Origin of the sequence: Alteromonas sp. 38, assembly GCF_902506055.1 — a bacterium.
GTDB lineage: Bacteria > Pseudomonadota > Gammaproteobacteria > Enterobacterales > Alteromonadaceae > Alteromonas > Alteromonas lipotrueae.
In genome coordinates, this window is sequence record NZ_LR733300.1 from 3,848,444 (window position 1) to 3,867,706 (window position 19,263).

A 19,263-nucleotide genomic window follows, 5' to 3' on the forward strand; every position below is an offset into this window, starting at 1 on the left:
AACATTTAACACTTGCATCAAGCTTAGGCAGCGACACCATATAACGAGCACTGATTAGTGGCATGCAAAAAGTCAACAATGTTTCAACTCGAGCCGAAAGATACTAGGTATCAATGTAACCAACCCCACAACACAATGTCAACCAGTTGTTAACTTTCTATATTACCAATTAATATACCTATTGATATTACCAAACCAAAAAAGATAAATGTCACCTTGATTTAAATGAATTATATTAGTCTTTCAATTGTAAACCACACAAAAATAAAAGCCTCTAAGGAGGCTTTTATTTAACTATCGGTAATAATTTATCAACATCATCTATATTGAAAAAGTTCATTTGTTTATTGCTATGAGAAAAGCAAGCCTCCGTTGATATCTACATTATTACCGGTCATGTAGGAAGCATCATCACTCGTTAAAAATGCCACCAGCTTAGCCACTTCTTCAGATGTGCCTTCTCGTTTGATACAGGTTGCTCCCGCGACATTCGAACGGACAGTGTCTGGGGTGAAGGTGTCGTGAAACCCGGTAGAAATCATACCTGGGCACACTGAATTCACGCGGATATCTGGCCCTAATTCTTTCGCTAACCCTCTTGTAAAGGTCGAGACAGCGCCTTTGGATGTTGCGTATGGAATAGCACCGCCACCACCACCATCTCGTGCTGCTTGCGACGAGAAGGTGACAATTGAACTACCGGCTTTCATGTGAGGGATGACACCTTGCACCATCAAAAACAAAGACGTTAGGTTAATATCTAACACGTTGCGCCAATGCGCTAAATCCATTTCCAGTATCTTTTTACGCTCTACCAAACCACCTGAGACATGAACTAAGCAATTTATTGCCCCGTAGGTAGACAAAGTGGTTTCGACCGTATTATGAACATCGGCTTTTTGAGTGAGGTCTGCATGAATAGCAATGGCGTTACCACCGGCTGCTACTATTTTTTCAACAGTTTCTTTCGCCCTGTCGGCACTTGCTTGATACGTAATAACGACATTAGCACCACGAGCAGCAAGTTCTACTGCACAGGCAGCACCAATATCTCTGCCACCACCCGCTACAATTGCAACTTTACCTGTCATCGACATGGTCTTATCTCCCGAAGTTCATGTTTCAATTTATGTAGATATTCACGCGAAAGGCTCGTTGATAGTAAACCAGTGAACTGGATGACTCGAATCTGTGGCGAAAACTGCTAGAATGAATATCTGAATCTGGTTTAACCCTCAACCTGTTCAAAGACTAACCAAGCCTACGATAGTCGTCAACCCTCCAGCAAACTACTAGTTACCAATTAAAATTACCAAATAGATCAAGATATTCACGGTTATTAAACATTTAAAAAACACCACCTATTAAGAATAAAAACCATATATATTAATCTTATAGAGCAACATTATCACTTAAAGGTTACTTTTAAGATAAAGAATTTTTTTAACCGAAAGTTCAAAATCAAGTTAAAAAACAAACCAAATTAGCACCTCTCTTTAATTATTGGTTGACAATATGGCATGATACTAATAATGTTTTTGATATGCTGATTGGTTCAAGAAGAAAAATGAACTGTCATCATACTAGTCGATAAGAGACACGAATTAAGTTTGGCATTGGTTAATGGTGAATATTTAATTGGTAAGTGGTCTTTTGGTAGGAAGCATTTATTGCCCCTTTATTTTAGTGGGTACATCTATCAATAGTCACACTGTTCGACACAGAACCCAATTATTTAGCGAGACGTTAATCTCAGCTCAAATTACTTATTAAATTAATTAGAAGCAAGATAGCGCACTCGGCTATGAAGTGAAGTTCACATCACTCTCAGTACAGTCTGCGCCATGATATTTTAGGAGTTATACATGTCAAAACCTGTCATCGGTTTCATCGGTCTAGGCCTTATGGGCGGCAATATGGTCGAAAACTTACAGAAGAAAGGCTACGAGCTTAATGTAATGGACCTTAACAAAGATGCGGTAGCAGCATGTGTTGCAAGAGGTGCCAAGGCAGTTTCTTCGGCTAAAGAGCTAGCTGAAGCATCTGATATCGTTATGCTTTGTTTAACCACTTCAGCCATTGTCGAAAAAGTAATGTATGCAGAAGATGGCATCCTTGCAGGCATGAAAGAAGGTTCTGTATTAGTAGACTTCGGTACTTCTATTCCAGCATCTACTCGCAAGATTGGTGCTGACCTAGCAGAGAAAGGCGTTGGTATGATTGACGCACCGCTTGGTCGTACACCCGCTCACGCTAAAGATGGTTTGCTTAATATTATGGCTGCGGGCGATATCGATACCTTCAACAAGGTTAAGCCTGTATTAGAAGACCAAGGCGAGAACGTTTTCCACCTTGGCGCATTAGGTGCTGGTCATACAACTAAGTTAATTAATAACTTCATGGGTATGACAACGGTATGTGCAATGTCTCAAGCATTTGCTGTTGCTGACTTAGCTGGCGTAGATCGTCAACAACTTTTCGACATTATGTCGACAGGTCCGTCTAGCTCACCATTCATGCAGTTCTGTAAGAACTATGCCGTTGATGATGTAAGTGATCTTGGTTTCTCAATTGCAAATGCGAATAAAGATCTTGGCTATTTCTTACAAATGGTAGAAGACTTGGGAACACAGTCTAAAATTGCAGAAGGTTCGTCTTCTAACTTACAGGCTGCGTTTGAAGCTGGCATGGGTAACGGAAACGTACCAGAGATTTTTGACTACTTTCTAAAGTTAAAAAAGTAGATCCTGTCTGAGCTACTAGGGTGCTTGATGCCAACCAATAACTCATGCTGGTTAGTGTTAAGCCCCTCGTTATATTTCAATTTATAAAGCAAATAGCAAAACTACTGTGATTTTTGGGGTTACAAGGCAATAACGAAAGCACACGACTGTCGTTAACGTGCTGTGAAGTTAACCGAACTCTTACTGTGTGAGTAACTGAACTGTTTCATTAACAATAAAAAGTGAGGTAACACCCTATCTGCTTCTTTTCCTATATCACACAATTAAGATCCCTTTCTTCTTGCGTATTTGCTTCGTTTGGTAACAACACACCTCACAAAGACACTCGTTTCAAATTCACATAAGAATTCAAACCCTATTTGTTAAATGGTAGACCGCCATTTAAGAGCTATTTAATTATTAGGAGCAAGTAAAATGCAAAAGCAAAGCGCACTTTTTTTATCCGGCAACGAAACTGAAATAGAAGATATCGGCGGCGGGCTAAAACGCCAAATGCTTGGATACAACGAAGAATTAATGATGGTTAAAGTCTTTTTTGACAAGGGCGCAGAAGGGTACGTGCACGCGCACAGACACTCTCAAGTCACTTACGTTATTGAAGGCGAATTCCACTTCAGCATCAATGGCGAAGTAAAAGTGATGAAGCCAGGTGATAGCTGCCTTATTCCTCCTCATGCAGATCACGGCGCAGTTTGTCCTACTGGTGGTATATTAATTGACACCTTTAGTCCTCCTCGCGAAGACTTTTTAGAGGAATAAAACTGTGAAATTAAATGGCTTACGTTGGTGGGTAATCGCATTAATTGCGCTTGCCACTGTGATTAACTATATCGACCGTCAGGCACTTAGCGTGTTGTGGCCTGATATTGTTGAAGAGTTATTTCCGGATGAATCAGCGTTAGAACGCAAGCAAATTTACGCTAATATTTCTATTGTATTCGTATTTGCTTACGCGTTTGGGCAAGCCATTTTCGGTAAAATTTTTGACTGGGTAGGTACCCGCTTAGGCTTTGTGCTGTCTATCGGCGTATGGTCGTTGGCCACCATTGCCCATGCATTTGCACAGGGCGTACTAACCTTTAGCCTCTTTCGCGCCATATTAGGCATTGCTGAGGCAGGCAACTGGCCAGGTGCTGCGAAAGGAAATGCAGAATGGTTTCCTACCAAGGAACGTGCTCTTGCGCAGGGTCTTTTCAATTCAGGCGCTGCCATTGGTGGCATTATTGCCATACCCTTAATTGCATTTTTAACCGTTTATTTCAGTTGGCAAATGCTGTTTGTTGTTGTGGGTGCAGTAGGATTACTGTGGTTAATTCCTTGGTTAATTCTGGTGAAAGCACCACCTGGGGCACACCCTTGGATTACTGACGAAGAGCGTGAGTATATCCTTACTGGCCAACGTCAAACTACGATGTCAGCAGACATGGTTGAAACAGATGTAGAAGAATACAACCCTTCTACCGGTGAACTACTTAAGCGTAAACAGAGCTGGGGCGTTATTTTAGCGTCTGCTGCTATTGACCCTATTTGGTGGCTGTTTGTATTTTGGATCCCCATTTACCTAAATGAAGTGTATGCCATGGATGTAAAATCTATTGGTATTTACGGCTGGGTACCTTATGTGGGCGCTATGTTTGGCGCTTGGTTTGGCGGTTTACTTGCCCAAAATAGACTTAAGGCCGGATGGAATACAGATAAAACTAGAAAGCTGACCATAACGCTTGGTTGTTTAATTATGCTTCCATCGCTTTTAGCCATGTCGCAACCGGGTTCTCCTACCATGGCGGTTATTATCATGGCGGTCATCTTGTTTGGTTTTCAAACCGCTATTGGCAATGTACAGACACTACCAAGCGATTTGCTAGGCAAAAAAGCCGTAGGCACCTTGGCTGGTTTTTCAGGCATGGCTGCAAAGTTAGGGGCGGTTGGGTTAACCGCATTGGTCCCTTACCTTACCGCCGATGGTAACTATGCCCCTGCGTTTATTATTGGTGCTTCGCTCGCCATTGTCGCAATGGCTGCGGTATGGTTATTGATTCCTAAAATTGAGCCACTGAAAAAGCTAGACTAAGCTAAGTACTGACGATGGCTACAACATACGTTGTGGCCATTTACCTGCAGGCTTGAATGTCTTTTTGAAGTAATAGCCTCAAATAGCAGCAACCTACACAATACTTTCCGCCCAAACCCTCTACCTAATACAAACTCTCTACCTAATAACGTGCCCGCCTATTTTAGAATAAATAGTGGCTACATAACTTACACCTGGCTTCGTATTTTCCATGCTAATGTAAAGCGGCTTTACACTTTATTGCAGGCAATAGCACTTTATTTACGCTAGGATAGCGCCTCAGAATACCGCCTAAATTTCACCTATTATGCTATCGAGCTTGGCCGACGCTCACCTTGCTTCTTAGTTTACTGACTTACTAGCTACAGCCCGGTAGATTTCTACTTCAGAGGAAAATCTTATGAAAATTTTATCTTTATTCGTTATTGCTACATTATCATTCTCGGCACACGCTTCTGCCAACGACACGCTTAACAAACTTAACGGTATGTTGGGTGATGCCACTATTCCATCTTCACAAACCACAGAAGCGGCTGAGCCTAGCTCGATGGATGTGTCTAGTTTGGTAAGTATGGTGTCAGAAAATTTGGGCGTAAGTGAAACACAATCTGAAGGCGGTTTAGCCTCTATTTTTGATTATGCTAAAGGCAACCTGACGACTTCTGATTATTCAGAACTTGCCAGTGCGATCCCTGGTTTAGATTCTTTATTAGAAAACGTACCTTTAGTTGCAGCAGATTCTACAAATGGCGGCTCAACCATGTCTGGACTACTAAGTAAAGCCTCTGAATACAGCAGCTCTCTAGGCTCTATTAACGAATTAAAGCAACAATTCGATGCACTTGATTTAGATGCAGATATGATAAGCAGCTTTATCACACAAATTAACACTTACCTGAACAGCAATGAAGAAACACAATCTTTACTTCAGTCTGGCTTAGGTAATTTAGCCTCAATGCTTTAATATTTATTTTTGGCGGCTGTATTAGTGATTGACCTATGCCATCACTTATTCGCCGCCTTTTTCTCTTCTATTTAATACGTCTAGAATAATTATGCCCATAAAAAACTTAACCACCTCATTTAAGCAGCAACCTAAATGGCGGCGTATTGCTACCTACTTTCTGTTGGCATACTTATTCTACGCGTTAATACTGGGCCTTGTTGCGCCTATGGTTCTTGAATCCAAAGCACCAAAAATATTGAGTGAACAGTTAGGCCGAAATGTCAGTATCGAAAGTATTCGTATCAATCCTTTCTTGCTACGCGCCAGGGTGTCTGGATTTTCTATCGAGGAAGCCAGTAACGACGAACCATTTATTGCGTTTACACAGCTTGAAGTTGATGTGGGCTTTTGGCAAACCCTATTCAGCTTTACCCCTACCCTAGAACACTTCTACCTAAATGCGCCTTATGCACACCTTGCGAGGGTATCGGAAGGTGATACCTCACCAGGGTCTAATCAAAATACCACCGTATTTAATTTTTCTGACATTATAGATACGCTCGCTAAAGCTAATGAGGATACAACCGAGCCTGAAGCGCAAAAGCAAAGCGAAATACCTCATATTCGCCTGGGAGAATTTCGCCTGAGCAATGGTCATATTTCAGTAGCCGATAATGTCACCGACACACAACTTGATTACCCAGAACTGTCGTTCACATTGACCAATCTTGATACCTTCGCCAGCTCTTTGAATGTAGATGCAGTCAATAGTCCGGCTCATGCAGATGATACTAGTGCGAATAGCACTGTGGATAACAACCAAGACAAATCCGCTAATCATTATGCGTTTACCTTAGCGACCACCGAAGGCGGCCACGTTCAATTCAATGGGCAATTTCAGCTATCCCCCATAGATATAGCGGGTAGTTTTAAAGCTAGCCAAATTGCATTAGCTCCACTTTGGCCGTTATCTGATGACGTGATTAATGCAAAAATAACAGACGGCGTCCTAAGCTTTTCCTTAAATTATCATCTATCAGCAGACAATAACGACTTTCGCTTTCAGGCAAATAATGCCGACCTATCTTTATCTCAATTCGTTATCTCAGACAAAGAAAGCCCTAGAATTAAGCTTACTGAATTACGTGTTAGTGACATAAAGCTAGATACCAAAACCCAGCAGGTTGATGTTACCAATGTTAGCTTAGAGCAACCTTGGGTAAGTGCTCAAATCGACAAGTCGGGCGTAGATTTAGTATCAATGTTTACCCCAAAAGGGCGTGATGAAAATGCCCCGCCAGCGGCTACGAGCACACCGTCAACAACAGTGGCAGCAGCTACAAAAAACTCACCTGCGACGTCACCATCAACCGCAACAGCGCCAACTTCATCAGGTTTTAGCGCTAGCTCAGCTTCTGTGAATTCCGCACAAAGTAACAAAGCGGCGTGGCGGGTAGTACTGCAAACGTTCGCGCTAAACGGTGGCGACGTACTCATACAAGAAGGTATGGTTTCTGACGGGGTTAACTGGCGAGTATTTCCGCTAAATTTAACCACGGGCGTAATAGATTCTACCCTTACAACCCCAATCGATTACACTATTGATATGAAGCTCGGTGGCAGCCTAGCGCAGTCTTCCACTTCAAGCCTATCAGCCACGCCATCGATAGCCCCACCCGCTTCATCAATAAGCAGTAAAGGCGCTATTTTGGCAAATGTTCAAGCCGTGTCGGGTACTATTGATATCCGCCAGTTCGGCCTTTCCCAACTTCAGCCTTATGTGGGGCAGTATTTAAATCTTGCTCTTGAAGATGGCAGTGCAGATCTTTCAGGTAGTTTTGAAGCCAACAGTGACAGTAAAGTAATATTTGATGGGCAGGCGAGCATAGCGTCACTTACGGTTATCGATGACTTAAAGCAAGAGCCTTTGCTGCAATGGGCCGACTTTCAAGTCAAAGGTATTAAGTATAATTCTACTGACAGCACCCTTTCTTTAGAAAAAATCACGCTGGACAAACCCTACGCTAAGCTTCTGATTGCAGAAGATAAAAAAACTAATTTCAGCAATATTCTCATTGACCAAACCGCTTCAACATCTCCTCCTACTTCCACACCAGTAGTGGGTTCTGATACCCAATCTGAATCAAATCAGGAAGCAAACCCCACCGCTGGAGAAGAAGCGTCTGCGCTTGTTATCCGCATTGATGAAATAGTCTTTAATGATGGCAGCGCCTACTTTGCTGATAACTCTTTACGCCCCCGTTTTGCATCCGGTATTGAACGCTTAAACGGCAGTATTACCAAGCTTTCATCAAATGCCGACACCGCCGCCAATGTTGACGTAAAGGGCAAAATAGATGGCTATGCGCCAGTCGCTTTGTACGGCGCGATTAACCCATTAATAGATGATATCTTTTTAGACCTCACCTTCACCGGAGAGGGTGCTGAACTAACGTCTGTAAACCCTTATTCAGGTACTTATATGGGGCACTTTATTGATAAAGGTTTATTGTCCCTCGATATACATTATTTATTGGAGGATAACCAATTAGCGGGCAATAACCATGTAGTCATCGACCAACTTACCTTAGGTAGGAAAACAGACTCTGACCAAGCGCTTAGCTTACCGCTTGGGCTGGCCATAGCTTTATTAGAAGACTCAAACGGTGTTATCGATCTAGGTCTTGAAGTGTCTGGTGATTTAGATAGCCCAACCTTTGGGTTTGGCTCTATCATATTAAAAGCAATTGGGAACTTGATCACGAAAGCGGTGACTGCACCATTTTCGTTGTTAGCGAACTTAGTCGGCAGCGACGACGATGAGCTTAACGAGATTGACTTCACGCATGGCGCATCACAGTTAACTGATGTTGCATCAAGTAAACTCTCTACCCTCGCAGATGCGCTATCAAAACGCCCAGGGCTTCGCGTGAATATTGAAGGCACTGTAGATGAAGTACCTGACGCTTATGAACTAGCAGAACAGAAACTGCAACAACAGCTGTTGGCTCTTTCTGGCCAAGAGGCGCTCCCAGAAAGCTTGTCGCCAAGTACCATGCCGATAAGCGGCCCTCTCGCTGACGCATTAATTGAGTTATTCGTTAGCAGCACCGGCAAAACAGTAGAAGAAGAACGCGTAGTGGTAATAGCTAAATTGCAGCAAAACGATACCGGTGACAATAAAGGTAAAGATACTGCAAATAGCGAAACAACACCTGTTCAAGTAGCACCTGATGCCGCACAAGTTGAACAAGCGCTGTATATCGCCATGTACAACCAAGTAAGAAGTGCCATTGACATACCGAAGCGGGAACTTGCCCAATTAGCTGATGCGCGCGCCAAAACGGTGAAGAACTTCTTGGCAAATGACCTTGCGGTTGACGCGAATCGTTTGTTTTTGCTGAATAGTCGACAACACTTACAGCTTAAAAAGAGCGGCGTAGCATTAACGCTTGAAGCTAACTAGTTCTTCAGCTAGCTCATTCATATTTCTCAATACTACTTGTTACATATTAGTTATTGCATGCTAGCCGCTTTATTAAGACGCGGCTAATACTGCAATAAGCAGCATTGATAGCATTTCTGAAGGCTCTTCTGAATAATGCCCATTGTCTTCGCCACCTTTATTTGCCACAGCCTTGAAGAACGGGATGCTATGCGGTTTGGTGAGTGCGATAACGTTATACGACGCATCCCCACGGCGGGTTGCGTTACCTGTGTACATAGCCATTACACTACGTAATTTATTGCTCGATATAAAACTGCCTATGCTATTTAAGATTTCAGTTTCATAGTTTTTACTCACCTGAACGCCTCTTCCTGCATTAATTAGTCTGTTTGCTTGAACCTCCGATATGGCATAAATATCAAAGCTTTGAGGGCCAATCATTTCATAAGGCCCCACATCACCGATAAGTACGTAAGCTTTTCGTACTTTATTCTTTGGTGGTGTGAACATCGCCATGGCATTCGATACCGCTTCTGGCACATCGGTCTCTCCAGGCAAGAGCTCAAGGGCGTCTATCCGCTGAATAAAACCCTCTCTTGATGCTTTCGTGATAACAACACTTGGTACAGTAATAAATTTTCCATCTCCACCATAGGCCACCACACCAATCTTAAATTCACGGGTAACTTTGGGCACTTCAATGGTGAGCCGCTTAATCGCGTCTTTCAAGCGCTGCAAAGGCACCGCCATTGAACCACTAATATCAATGGTGATAATCAGTTCGATGGGGTATTTATTAATACCCTCGGCAAGCTCTTTGTTCGCCTCATCTAAACTTTTCTGAGTAGACTCTAACGCTTTTTCGGTCTGTGCTGTTTTTTCTTTTGCGGCATCGAGTTCTTTTTTAATCTCGCTTATAGACTCAGGTGAAGACCCTGTGTTGGGGAAAAAAGGCAGTGCAATAATGGCTAAAAACATGAATGCCCCCATTGCCGAGGCAAACAGATCAAGTGCAGACATACTAAATACGTTGACTTCCCTGTTACGTAATTTCATAAAGCCTCGACATTAATGGAGCGCTAAAAATCGTTTGCCAACACATTAAAGGTAATCATTCTGCTAGCGCCAACAGCACGGTCCCTACAAAAGAGCCGCCACCGGTGACAAACTTACCGCCCCCTGTCTCTGCTAATTGTTTTAAATAGGCACGTCCGAGGGCATTTTGAGTTGGCACGAAAACCGTTGAAACTTGGCTTTTCTCACCACTTTGATTAAACCGACTCGCCTGCCCTAGCACCTGGGAAGATACGCTGGCGTATGCACCATTATCGCTAATAAAAATAATAGTTTTAGATTTTGAAGAAGCGCGCCACTTCAATGCTAATGCTTTGTTCATTGCAAGATTTATCGCTTCTTCGCCATCTTGGTTACAGTTATGACTGCCAGCACTCATGGTATTCACGAAGCGCTGTAACTGATTAACTGAACTCGTATTTAGCTTAATGATATCGTGACTTTTTATTGCCCCTCTTGGCTCACATCTGTCTTTAAAATCAATGACGCCAAGTGCCGCATCAGGGGATAACTTCATCAGCAAGTTGGCAATATCAACAATTTCAGCCCTCAGCCCCTTAACTTGTTTATCCATGCTAGCGGTTGTATCAAGCGCAATAACCATATCCATGGTAGGAAACGATATCTTGGATGTGCTTTGCTCTTCGTCTAGTTTCTTTTGAACATCATCCCTTTGCTTTGCTATCTCCGCTTTCTGTTTTTGTTCTTCGGCAATTTGCGCTTCCGCTTTTTTAAGCTCGCTTTTAATGTCAGCCACTCGCTCAGCTGAATCTCCCGTGTTAGGAAAAAACGGCAGTGCGATGATGGCCAAAAACATAAAAGCGCCCATGGCAGACGCAAATAAGTCTAATGCCGACATACTAAATACGTTTACTTCCCTGCTGCGCACTTTCATTTGGTTTCACCTGTTCTTTCACCTAAGACGGTAAAAAATGGACAGAAAAAGTCACCGTTCCTATTCGAAGGGTATCGCCATTTTCTAGTTCGGCCTTCGTGTTTGGCGCTAAGTCTTTATCATTTATTGCGGTCCCATTTACACTGCCTAAATCGTCAATCATGACCTTATTGTCTATCAAGGTAACGTTTAAATGCTCTCGTGAAACACCCGGCACATTAATAACGTAGTTTGCTTTTTGTGCCGAACGACCTATCAATATGCCGCCTTCGGTTCTGGCTAAAGTAGACCCAATAACTTTAATACGATGCTCACCACCCGCTTCATCTTTGCCATCGAGAATAATATCGTCGAAGGTTGCTGACGCCATGCTGAGCGCTTCTTGCGCAGAGGCCACTTTGGCTTTCTCTGCCGAAAGTTGCTGCTTGTTTTCCGAGGCCTCCTGTTCTACTTCAAGCAGTTTTTTTCTGCGGCGGCTTAATACAATAAGCACCACAATCAGTACCAGAATGATTGGAATTGCATAGTAAATAAGTTTCTGTTGTTCACTTTTCTTTTCTTCTTCGAATTCCTGCTCTTTTTGTTTACTCTTCGCTTCGGTTTCTTTTACTTTTTCTTCTTGTTCTTTAATGGCTTTTTCAGCATCTTCGAGCTTTTTCTGTTGCTCAATGGTTTGTTGTCTAGCTTCTTCCAATGCTTCTTCGGCCTTTTGACGTTCCGCATCTTGTCGTGTCGTATCAGCTTTAGCTTCTTCTAGCGCTTTTTTCTTTGCTTCCGCTTCTTTCTTTAACTTTTCAAGCTCTTCTTCCACTGCCTTTCGTTCGGCTTCTTGCTTCTCAAGTGTTGCTTGCTGCTTTTTCTTTTCTTCTTCTAACGCAGCCAGTTGGTCAGCTTCAGACAAACAACTATTTTCTGATTCTGTGAAATCTATATTTTGCTTAGTAAGAAACGCTTTTAGGTTAGTTAAGCTGGTTGCGGCTGAAAATGAGGAAGACAGTTTAAGTCGCTTGTCGAATACCCCTTTGGTATCGCTAACACTAACGCCTAGTAGCTCTTGGCAATTGTTCACTAGCGGTGCACCAAACTCTCCTTCTGTAAATAATGCCGTATGCTGCCACCGCTGTTCAGGGTGGCTTTTATCTATAGGAAGTATGGAGTGAAGAGTGCCGGCCGTAGAGAGGCCATTTAGCTTCACCAAATAGATTTTGCTACCAATGACAGTATTCTCTTTCGCCACCACCGCAGGGGTACCTGTTAACCCGTTAACATGCAGAATGGCTAAGTCTAAGTTTTCGTCTTTTGCTGATAAGTCAGCAATCAACTTTGCCTTGCTGATAGGGTCAGTGACGACAAACTGATTGCCCTGCGCTAGCAGTTTTTGGTTGATAATAATGGTTTCGTTTGCAACCAGCGTAGCAATGCCTGTTTGCTCAATTTTTCCATTATCAAGCACCTCTATAGCGACCGTAGTAGAAGCATAGGATGGCAAAGTAAATAGTACCCAAAGTGTAATAAACATCCCTACTCTATACACAAGTGTATTCCTCAAATTATCTGTTAGTTAATGGATAGATGGCTCTTCTAATGTTTCACCCGCTTCCGGCTGCACTGTAGCGGGCTCATTTACCACAGGTTCTTTTACCTGCATGACAACAAGCGTCGCGTTATCTTGCTTAGGTCGTTCTTGTGCTTTAACCGTGTTTAACAGTGCCATTACTAGTTCGGCACTATCATTTGAAGACTGTTGGCATACCCCAATAATTGTTTCATCACTACAACTTTCCACCCCGTCGCTAGCCAAAATAAGCAAATCATGTGGCATGAGTTCTCTGGAATGGTCCGGCGCATCAACCCGTTCAATATTTTCGCCCATTACGGCTTCGAGTAATTGAGAACGAACCGGTGATGTCCTTGCTTCCTCGCTTGATATTTCGCCCAGCTCTACTTTTCTGGCCAACACTTCCGACATAGAATGGTTTTCGTTAAGTCGCACCAACGTTTTGTTACGCAGTAACCACATTGGGCTGTCTCCTACACTTAACCACTGTAGATGTAAGCCATCAAAAACTGCCGCAATTAACGTGGTTCCCATACCTGATAACTCAGGGTTTTCTTTTACCTGATGATAAATAGCAAGGTTGGCCGCATCTAACGCGTTAATTAAACGCTGCTTAATATCCTGTTCATCGCTTTCAATAAATTGCTGTTTGAATGTATCGATAACCAAGCTGCTGGCGATATCTCCCCCAACATGCCCCCCCATCCCATCAGCTAACAGCAACAACCGGAAACCGTTAGGCCACGTTACTACTGAGGCACTGTCTTGTTGGCTTTTTCGAGCACCTATTATTTGAGACCACGCCACCTGAACCGAATACATGATTAATCCTCTTCCATACTTTCCCAAGTGAAGTTTTCGCCACACAAAGGCACAAACCTCAGTGTGGTTTCACCAATAGAAATATGACTAAAAGCAGGTAATATCATGGGCTGCAGTACGGGCGCAGGCTGGTTATCTAAATAGGTCATATTGGTACCTGAGCCCGGCTGAATATAGAACTGATTACCTCGAGGATCGTAAGAAATGGTGGCATGATTAGCCCTTGATACTTGCCCATCACCAAAATCAACACTGACTCTTTCAGATGCACTTCGCCCAATACTATTTTGGCCAAAGCCCAATTTTAAAAAGTGCCCTTTACCCGGCCCTTTTACCACCACTAGCCAACCAGAGATGGGGTCTTGCATAGGATCAGGCATAGAATGTGGTGACTGCACGGCGGTTTCAGTCGTACTGACTGGCGGCGCACTAGGTCTTCTGTTTCCCCCTACCACAGTGGGTAGTGCATCAATGTCATCGTGATTAGATATACTAGAGTTTTCGCGAATATCAACGGTCTCAGCAGGTGTTGTCGTATGCTGACGGTTGGCTGGAGTTGTTGAAGGTTCATCAAATATTAAACCAGACGTTGCAGGCCTTGAAGGCCTAGTACTTGAGGGCATAGTATTGGTGGGAGAAGGTGTGGTAACCGTTGGCCCATCATTAGCGGTATTGCTACCCATACCACTTGCCCGAGTTTCAGGTTCGGTTGGAGCTATACCTTTAGGAGCTCTGCCTTCATGAGCTATGACTGACGGCATATCAACTGGAACGCCATCTGGGCCTCGTTTAATCGCCATGGTGCACCTCTATTTGTTTTCGTAAAGTCTATTAATTAAATTGTCCATACAATATTGACCCGCACTATTAAGTGCCATTTCTTCCCTAGCCTGCACAATATGTAGTAAGAAAACCAAAACGGCAGACATAATCAAGGCCACTAACGTGGTGTTAAACGCTAAGCCTAAATCTGTGGTTAACAACCCTAACCATTCACGAATCGCGTCTGTGTCTGATACATCGGGCATGTCTGCCGCCGACGATAACGCTAATGCAATTCCCACCACCGTACCGATAAACCCAAGCGTAGGTATTAACCATACAAGGTATCGCAACATATTAAATTTGAGCTCTATTTCATGCTGCATTAACTCAAGGCTGGAATTCATTAAAGAGTTGGCTTGGTCCGCTGAATTGCTGCCTTGGAATTGAAGGATCACCCGTTTGGTGAGCCTTTGTACAAAGAAATGCTGAGCAACTTTTCGCTCGCATATACCGGTATAAATAGGTACTAGATCTTTCGCCCTCAGCATAACGTCATCTTCTTCAGGCAAAATATAAAGCTTAAGCTGCTCTAACTCTTTGGCTGAACGATTGTGCCTAACCCACATTTCGCCTAGCCCGATAAAGAACATGAGCCACATTAGGTTTTGCAAGGTAGCGGGAAACATACCACTGCTGCGATCGAACAATACGTCGCCCACATTTATTTGACCGGTTTTGGCTTCGCTGACAGGAAGTATTAATGCAAATACGCCAACCACAAATATGGTGATAAATATGGCGACTAAAGCCACAATAACCCGATATTTCTGCTCGTCTGATTCCAATAAATTCATAACGTTTACCAATCCATGTTTCATGTTAGCTATTTACGAGGACGATTCAATTTCACCCGTAGCAGTGTTGCGAATAGGCTTAAATGACATAGGCTCAACATCTTCATTCACTTCTTTTTGCTTTAAAAAGCCAGCCACTGCGGGCGAATTTATAATGCTACTGAGCTTAATTTTTTTCGTTCCCAACACGAGGGAATCGGCTCCGTCTATGTAGCCTTGCTTAAGTGGGCTCCACTCTCCATTCTTTTTACAAAAAGTGCCGTGAGTCGACCTACGATCTGCGCAAAAGTAGCGCCCGTCATTGGTGACAGTTATTTCCATGTGAATGCGAGAAATACTCGGGTCTGCAATACAGATATCAGCTTGGCTCGACCTACCTACCGTGTAAGTTGCAAACGCCATATCACTCTTCCAATGAATATCGGGTTCGCATGGCAACAATGTCTTTGATACCGGTAGAAACAATGCCTACTTGACTTTCAACACTACCAACTTGCGAATCTAACTGCTTTAGGTCTTCAACCAGTTCATCCTTACTCCCCTCTTTCTCCTGCAGTTGTGCATTCTTTTGCTTAATGAGTAGTGCACTGTCTTTATTCTTCTGATTCAATGCTAAGGTTTGCTTTTCAACTTCCTCAATTTCCAACTTTAAATCGGTGAGTTGTTGCTCGGTAAGTTCGTAGCTAGACAGCTCTTTTTTGACCAAGTAAAGCTGGCTCATATAGTAATCAACTTCTTCATCGATTCCCTTCACTCGGCTATTTAGCCCATCGAGCTTCTCTTGCATACTCGCAATAGTTTTTTCATCTAAGCCACTTACACTCGCCCAGATGCGATCACTAGTACTTTGTTCTCTGGGATCTGCCGAAACCGCACAACCCACTACTACTATGCTAAGTAGCACTACACCTAATTTATATAACTTGTTCATATCGTGGCTCCTTAACCTGCAATTAAGCTGTTAAGTGCAGTATTTTGCTCATCCAATTGTGAAGATTGAGTTTGGATGGCAGCCAGTTGCATGGAAAGTTGATCTCGCTTGGCAAGTAACTCCTCATGGGCCTCTTGTGTCTTGGCTTTATCTTCGGTTAGTGACGCAATTTCTTCTTCACTGTCTTCAAGTGCACTGTTCAAATATGAAAGCGTATCGGTATAGCGGTCTTCGAGTAGTTGATTCTCAGCCCGTAAAGCTTCCCCTTCCGCAAGCAATGCTGTCGCCTCAGCAATTTCTGCTTCAGTGAGTGATGCTTTGCTTTTAAGTAAATCAATTCTTTCTTCCATCGTTGAAATGTTTTGCTTAGTTTTTGCTAACTCTTCTTCTCGGGTTTGAATCGCATTTTCAGACGCTTCAATTTCTGACTCTAGAAACTCATAGTTACTGGCATAATTCATACGTCTAACTGCAATCGCTTCACCTATATATTTCCCTAACTGATCTCCGGCAATACCGCCAATGCCAGCACAACCAGCCATAAGCAATTTATTTCCGCCAAATTTCTTATAACACGCATAGCCGCCCACAATCGCACCGATGATTTGGCCCACCGTTCGTGAAGTACTAATATCCTTTTTACCCAACTCTTCAACGGGCGAACTTACGTCAAACGAGCTGAAGTCCATGCCGCCTTCGCTACTGTTACTTTGATTACTCTCTGGTGTTAAAGCCCCCATCAAGCTTTCTGCTGTATTTGCACACCCTGTCATGAGTAAACATGCAATGGTCACTGGCACTACTTTGTTTAACGTATTCATTTTTAAATCCCTATTAAATTGACAGACGTCTTTCAAGTTCGTAATTCTAGGTTGGCTTTAACTGCAAGCTTTAGGAGTAACGGTTATTCGTTTTTCTAATAACTCAACGACTTCGCTCTTTTCATTTAATTTAGAAGCTTCTTGAACAAGTAACTTTAATGAGGCTAGGTATTCTGCTTTATCGTACTTCCCTTTTTGTTTACTCGACTTTATGACTTCATCGAAGACATTATTGATATGTTTTGAGCTTGATTGATGACGAGATACTAAATCGAAGGCTCGCTCTCTGGCTTTCGCTAAATTCTTTTCAATATTTAGCGTTCGGTTTTCAATGCCAGAACGAAGTAGCTCCATATTTCTCGTCCCAGCATCGTCCATATCATCGATTTCTTCCATTGCACATAGCATGCGGTTTTCAATAGTATTGCTGTCGTTATCCATCTCCGCTTTAGTGACCAGAGAGTAAATAATATCGATTTCTTCGTTTACTAAAATCTGACTGGAAGCAGTGCTACTTTTGGTCGACTGCAAGCCATAAAAGCCGCCTAGCAGAACGACAACCGCCGCACAAAGCGCGCCTACCCACATTTTGAAGTTGTTTTTAGTTTGTGGAGTTGTCGGTTGATGTTGATTCGCGTTCGCCCCAGCATTATTGGGAATAGAGCCCGCGCTGTACCCCGTGTTACCGCTAACAGATATAGGTTGAGGCGCAGAAACCCCTGTCGTATTTGGCCCCGAGGCGCTATGTGACTTGAGTGAACCAGGATTGGAATGGGTAGCCTGTGGATGAGCAACATGCGATGGATAGCTTGGTGGAAACTGAGATGCTGAGGCCGATGAATCTAACCGAGTAGTTTGTTGTTCGTCTAGCCCAACCTGTGGTGTTACGGGTACACCTTGTAACGCAGCTATAAGTTCATTTGCAGTTTGAAAACGTTCACTAGTGCGAATTGATAGCGCTTTTTTAATTGTATTAATAAAATTTTCAGAAAACTGCCCTTTAACTTCATCCAGTCGGGTTAGGGCAGGATCCGCTTGTCCTTGCAATACTCTGGCGGTACGGTCTTCAACCCGAGGAGGGTTGGCATTAAGAACAATTCGCCACATCATCGCGCCAACTGCGTGAATATCTGTCCAAGGGCCTAGTTCGCCCTCTGAACCTACCTGCTCTAGCGGAGCATAACCGTAAGTTTGCATTTGATTTTCAGACTTCTGCGTGTGGCCAAAGTTTTGTTTTGCAGCTCCAAAGTCAATCAACAATGGGCGCTCGTCACTTGAGCGAACAAAGATATTAGCGGGCTTAATATCTCTATGTAATACACCTTGGTCGTGTATATACTGCAAGCCTTCTAGCACAGGTATCATTAGTTTTATTATTTGCGCTTCAGTGAGTGGACATTCCTGTGCTGTGTGAGCTTTAAGGATCTGAGCGAGTTCTTTTCCTCGCTCTAAATTCATTACTAGATACGCCGTTCCATTGTATTTGAAGAAGTCTTTGCAGCGAATAATATTGGGGTGGTCATCAAACTGGACGAGCTGCTTTGCTTCATCGAGAAATTTTTGGATACCGGTTTCAAATTCTAGTTCGTCTGACTGGCTTAATGGATAAACGGTCTGACCATCACGAGTAGCACAGTGCTGCGGCATAAATTCTTTAATGGCCACCAAGGAATCAAGATGCGTGTGGCGCGCTTGATAGACAATACCAAACCCACCAACCCCAAGGACTGACTCTATTTGATACTGTTGAAGTTGCGTACCAGCTGGTAACGCGAGCTTGTGCACCTGACTGCTCATTCTTCCCTCTGCAGTGGTAAATACTTACCTGTATATTTGCATTGTGTGTTGCACTTTATACTACCCTTAGTGTGCAACTTTCTTTCTAATTAATGGCGCAGTTGTCAACATCATTTGAGTCACTAAAAAACACCAGCTGATCAAAATTTAAACAACAATAAAAGATATACACCAAAGAAAATAACGAATCAATCTTTTAAACGAGCACAATATGTTTATTTTTTGATCGGTAGCATTTGTATGAAAAACGATCAATACTACAAAACGCTAGTGAAAAGTATTTGGCCTTTTCGTTGTTCTACGCACTTACAAAAATAATGAATTGCGATTTCAACGGCACCAAGGACAGGTACAAATATGATACTTTCAGCTCCCTCTTTTTTGTCTTTCCGCCTTTTCTCTTTAGCGAAACAAAGGCGATTTACCCAGTTATCAAGCCTTCTCTTGCTTCCTTTTAAAAAGATAAAGCCTGTAGTGAATCTACTGAGTTGCCAATTTCGGCGGTGACTTTTCAATAGCGGCTTTTCTTAAGGAAGA

16 protein-coding genes are annotated in these 19,263 nt (G+C 43.0%); 5 read left to right on the forward strand and 11 right to left on the reverse strand.

Annotated elements, in window-relative coordinates; genetic code table 11:
* Positions 1-350 precede the first annotated feature (350 nt).
* Complete coding sequence (locus FLAVO9R_RS16635; RefSeq protein WP_159533139.1) at positions 351-1,097, reverse strand: SDR family NAD(P)-dependent oxidoreductase; 747 nt, start codon at positions 1,095-1,097, stop codon at positions 351-353.
* 768 nt (positions 1,098-1,865) lie between these two features.
* Here FLAVO9R_RS16635 and FLAVO9R_RS16640 point away from each other — a divergent pair.
* From FLAVO9R_RS16640 to FLAVO9R_RS16660, 5 genes are all read left to right on the forward strand, one after another.
* The gene (locus FLAVO9R_RS16640; protein ID WP_159533141.1) at positions 1,866-2,744 is read left to right on the forward strand and encodes an NAD(P)-dependent oxidoreductase; all 879 of its coding nucleotides are present in this window, start codon (positions 1,866-1,868) and stop codon (positions 2,742-2,744) included.
* A gap of 414 nt (positions 2,745-3,158) precedes the next feature.
* On the forward strand, positions 3,159-3,503 hold the full coding sequence (locus FLAVO9R_RS16645; protein ID WP_057789516.1) for a cupin domain-containing protein: 345 nt from the start codon (positions 3,159-3,161) through the stop codon (positions 3,501-3,503).
* 4 nt (positions 3,504-3,507) lie between these two features.
* A complete protein-coding gene (locus FLAVO9R_RS16650) occupies positions 3,508-4,815 on the forward strand; it encodes an MFS transporter (protein ID WP_159533143.1) in 1,308 nt (435 codons plus the stop codon).
* Positions 4,816-5,215: 400 nt separating this feature from the next.
* Positions 5,216-5,779, forward strand: coding sequence for a DUF2780 domain-containing protein (locus FLAVO9R_RS16655; protein WP_159533145.1), 564 nt, complete (start codon positions 5,216-5,218; stop codon positions 5,777-5,779).
* 91 nt (positions 5,780-5,870) lie between these two features.
* The gene (locus tag FLAVO9R_RS16660) at positions 5,871-9,227 is read left to right on the forward strand and encodes a DUF748 domain-containing protein (protein ID WP_159533147.1); all 3,357 of its coding nucleotides are present in this window, start codon (positions 5,871-5,873) and stop codon (positions 9,225-9,227) included.
* Between the two features lie 72 nt (positions 9,228-9,299).
* On the opposite strand, the gene FLAVO9R_RS16665 is transcribed toward FLAVO9R_RS16660, so the two are convergent.
* From FLAVO9R_RS16665 to FLAVO9R_RS16710, 10 genes are all read right to left on the reverse strand, one after another.
* Entirely contained in the window at positions 9,300-10,229 is a 930-nt protein-coding gene (locus tag FLAVO9R_RS16665) for a vWA domain-containing protein (protein WP_232370686.1), read from the reverse strand.
* A gap of 91 nt (positions 10,230-10,320) precedes the next feature.
* Positions 10,321-11,178, reverse strand: a complete 858-nt coding sequence (locus FLAVO9R_RS16670) for a VWA domain-containing protein (RefSeq protein ID WP_159533151.1) — start codon at positions 11,176-11,178, stop codon at positions 10,321-10,323.
* A gap of 22 nt (positions 11,179-11,200) precedes the next feature.
* A complete protein-coding gene (locus tag FLAVO9R_RS16675) occupies positions 11,201-12,697 on the reverse strand; it encodes an FHA domain-containing protein (protein WP_159533153.1) in 1,497 nt (498 codons plus the stop codon).
* Between the two features lie 42 nt (positions 12,698-12,739).
* On the reverse strand, positions 12,740-13,558 hold the full coding sequence (locus FLAVO9R_RS16680; RefSeq protein ID WP_159533155.1) for a PP2C family protein-serine/threonine phosphatase: 819 nt from the start codon (positions 13,556-13,558) through the stop codon (positions 12,740-12,742).
* 2 nt (positions 13,559-13,560) lie between these two features.
* A complete protein-coding gene (locus FLAVO9R_RS16685; RefSeq protein ID WP_201299279.1) occupies positions 13,561-14,358 on the reverse strand; it encodes an FHA domain-containing protein in 798 nt (265 codons plus the stop codon).
* Positions 14,359-14,367: 9 nt separating this feature from the next.
* A complete protein-coding gene (locus FLAVO9R_RS16690; RefSeq protein WP_126872601.1) occupies positions 14,368-15,177 on the reverse strand; it encodes a MotA/TolQ/ExbB proton channel family protein in 810 nt (269 codons plus the stop codon).
* Positions 15,178-15,210: 33 nt separating this feature from the next.
* Positions 15,211-15,579 carry an FHA domain-containing protein gene (locus FLAVO9R_RS16695; protein ID WP_159533157.1) on the reverse strand — a complete coding sequence of 123 codons (369 nt, stop codon included), beginning with the start codon at positions 15,577-15,579 and terminating at the stop codon, positions 15,211-15,213.
* A gap of 1 nt (position 15,580) precedes the next feature.
* Positions 15,581-16,108 carry a hypothetical protein gene (locus FLAVO9R_RS16700; protein WP_159533159.1) on the reverse strand — a complete coding sequence of 176 codons (528 nt, stop codon included), beginning with the start codon at positions 16,106-16,108 and terminating at the stop codon, positions 15,581-15,583.
* A gap of 11 nt (positions 16,109-16,119) precedes the next feature.
* Positions 16,120-16,929, reverse strand: coding sequence for a hypothetical protein (locus tag FLAVO9R_RS16705; RefSeq protein WP_159533161.1), 810 nt, complete (start codon positions 16,927-16,929; stop codon positions 16,120-16,122).
* Positions 16,930-16,986: 57 nt separating this feature from the next.
* Positions 16,987-18,726, reverse strand: coding sequence for a serine/threonine protein kinase (locus FLAVO9R_RS16710; RefSeq protein ID WP_159533163.1), 1,740 nt, complete (start codon positions 18,724-18,726; stop codon positions 16,987-16,989).
* Positions 18,727-19,263 lie beyond the last annotated feature (537 nt).

Bases quoted from the DNA above. Each gene is read 5' to 3' on its own strand.
- FLAVO9R_RS16635 (WP_159533139.1), bottom strand. From the start codon at position 1,097: ATGTCGATGACAGGTAAAGTTGCAATTGTAGCGGGTGGTGGCAGAGAT.
- FLAVO9R_RS16640 (WP_159533141.1), top strand. From the start codon at position 1,866: ATGTCAAAACCTGTCATCGGTTTCATCGGTCTAGGCCTTATGGGCGGC.
- FLAVO9R_RS16645 (WP_057789516.1), top strand. From the start codon at position 3,159: ATGCAAAAGCAAAGCGCACTTTTTTTATCCGGCAACGAAACTGAAATA.
- FLAVO9R_RS16655 (WP_159533145.1), top strand. From the start codon at position 5,216: ATGAAAATTTTATCTTTATTCGTTATTGCTACATTATCATTCTCGGCA.
- FLAVO9R_RS16660 (WP_159533147.1), top strand. From the start codon at position 5,871: ATGCCCATAAAAAACTTAACCACCTCATTTAAGCAGCAACCTAAATGG.
- FLAVO9R_RS16665 (WP_232370686.1), bottom strand. From the start codon at position 10,229: ATGTCTGCACTTGATCTGTTTGCCTCGGCAATGGGGGCATTCATGTTT.
- FLAVO9R_RS16670 (WP_159533151.1), bottom strand. From the start codon at position 11,178: ATGAAAGTGCGCAGCAGGGAAGTAAACGTATTTAGTATGTCGGCATTA.
- FLAVO9R_RS16675 (WP_159533153.1), bottom strand. From the start codon at position 12,697: ATGTTTATTACACTTTGGGTACTATTTACTTTGCCATCCTATGCTTCT.
- FLAVO9R_RS16680 (WP_159533155.1), bottom strand. From the start codon at position 13,558: ATGTATTCGGTTCAGGTGGCGTGGTCTCAAATAATAGGTGCTCGAAAA.
- FLAVO9R_RS16685 (WP_201299279.1), bottom strand. From the start codon at position 14,358: ATGGCGATTAAACGAGGCCCAGATGGCGTTCCAGTTGATATGCCGTCA.
- FLAVO9R_RS16690 (WP_126872601.1), bottom strand. From the start codon at position 15,177: ATGAATTTATTGGAATCAGACGAGCAGAAATATCGGGTTATTGTGGCT.
- FLAVO9R_RS16695 (WP_159533157.1), bottom strand. From the start codon at position 15,579: ATGGCGTTTGCAACTTACACGGTAGGTAGGTCGAGCCAAGCTGATATC.
- FLAVO9R_RS16700 (WP_159533159.1), bottom strand. From the start codon at position 16,108: ATGAACAAGTTATATAAATTAGGTGTAGTGCTACTTAGCATAGTAGTA.
- FLAVO9R_RS16705 (WP_159533161.1), bottom strand. From the start codon at position 16,929: ATGAATACGTTAAACAAAGTAGTGCCAGTGACCATTGCATGTTTACTC.
- FLAVO9R_RS16710 (WP_159533163.1), bottom strand. From the start codon at position 18,726: ATGAGCAGTCAGGTGCACAAGCTCGCGTTACCAGCTGGTACGCAACTT.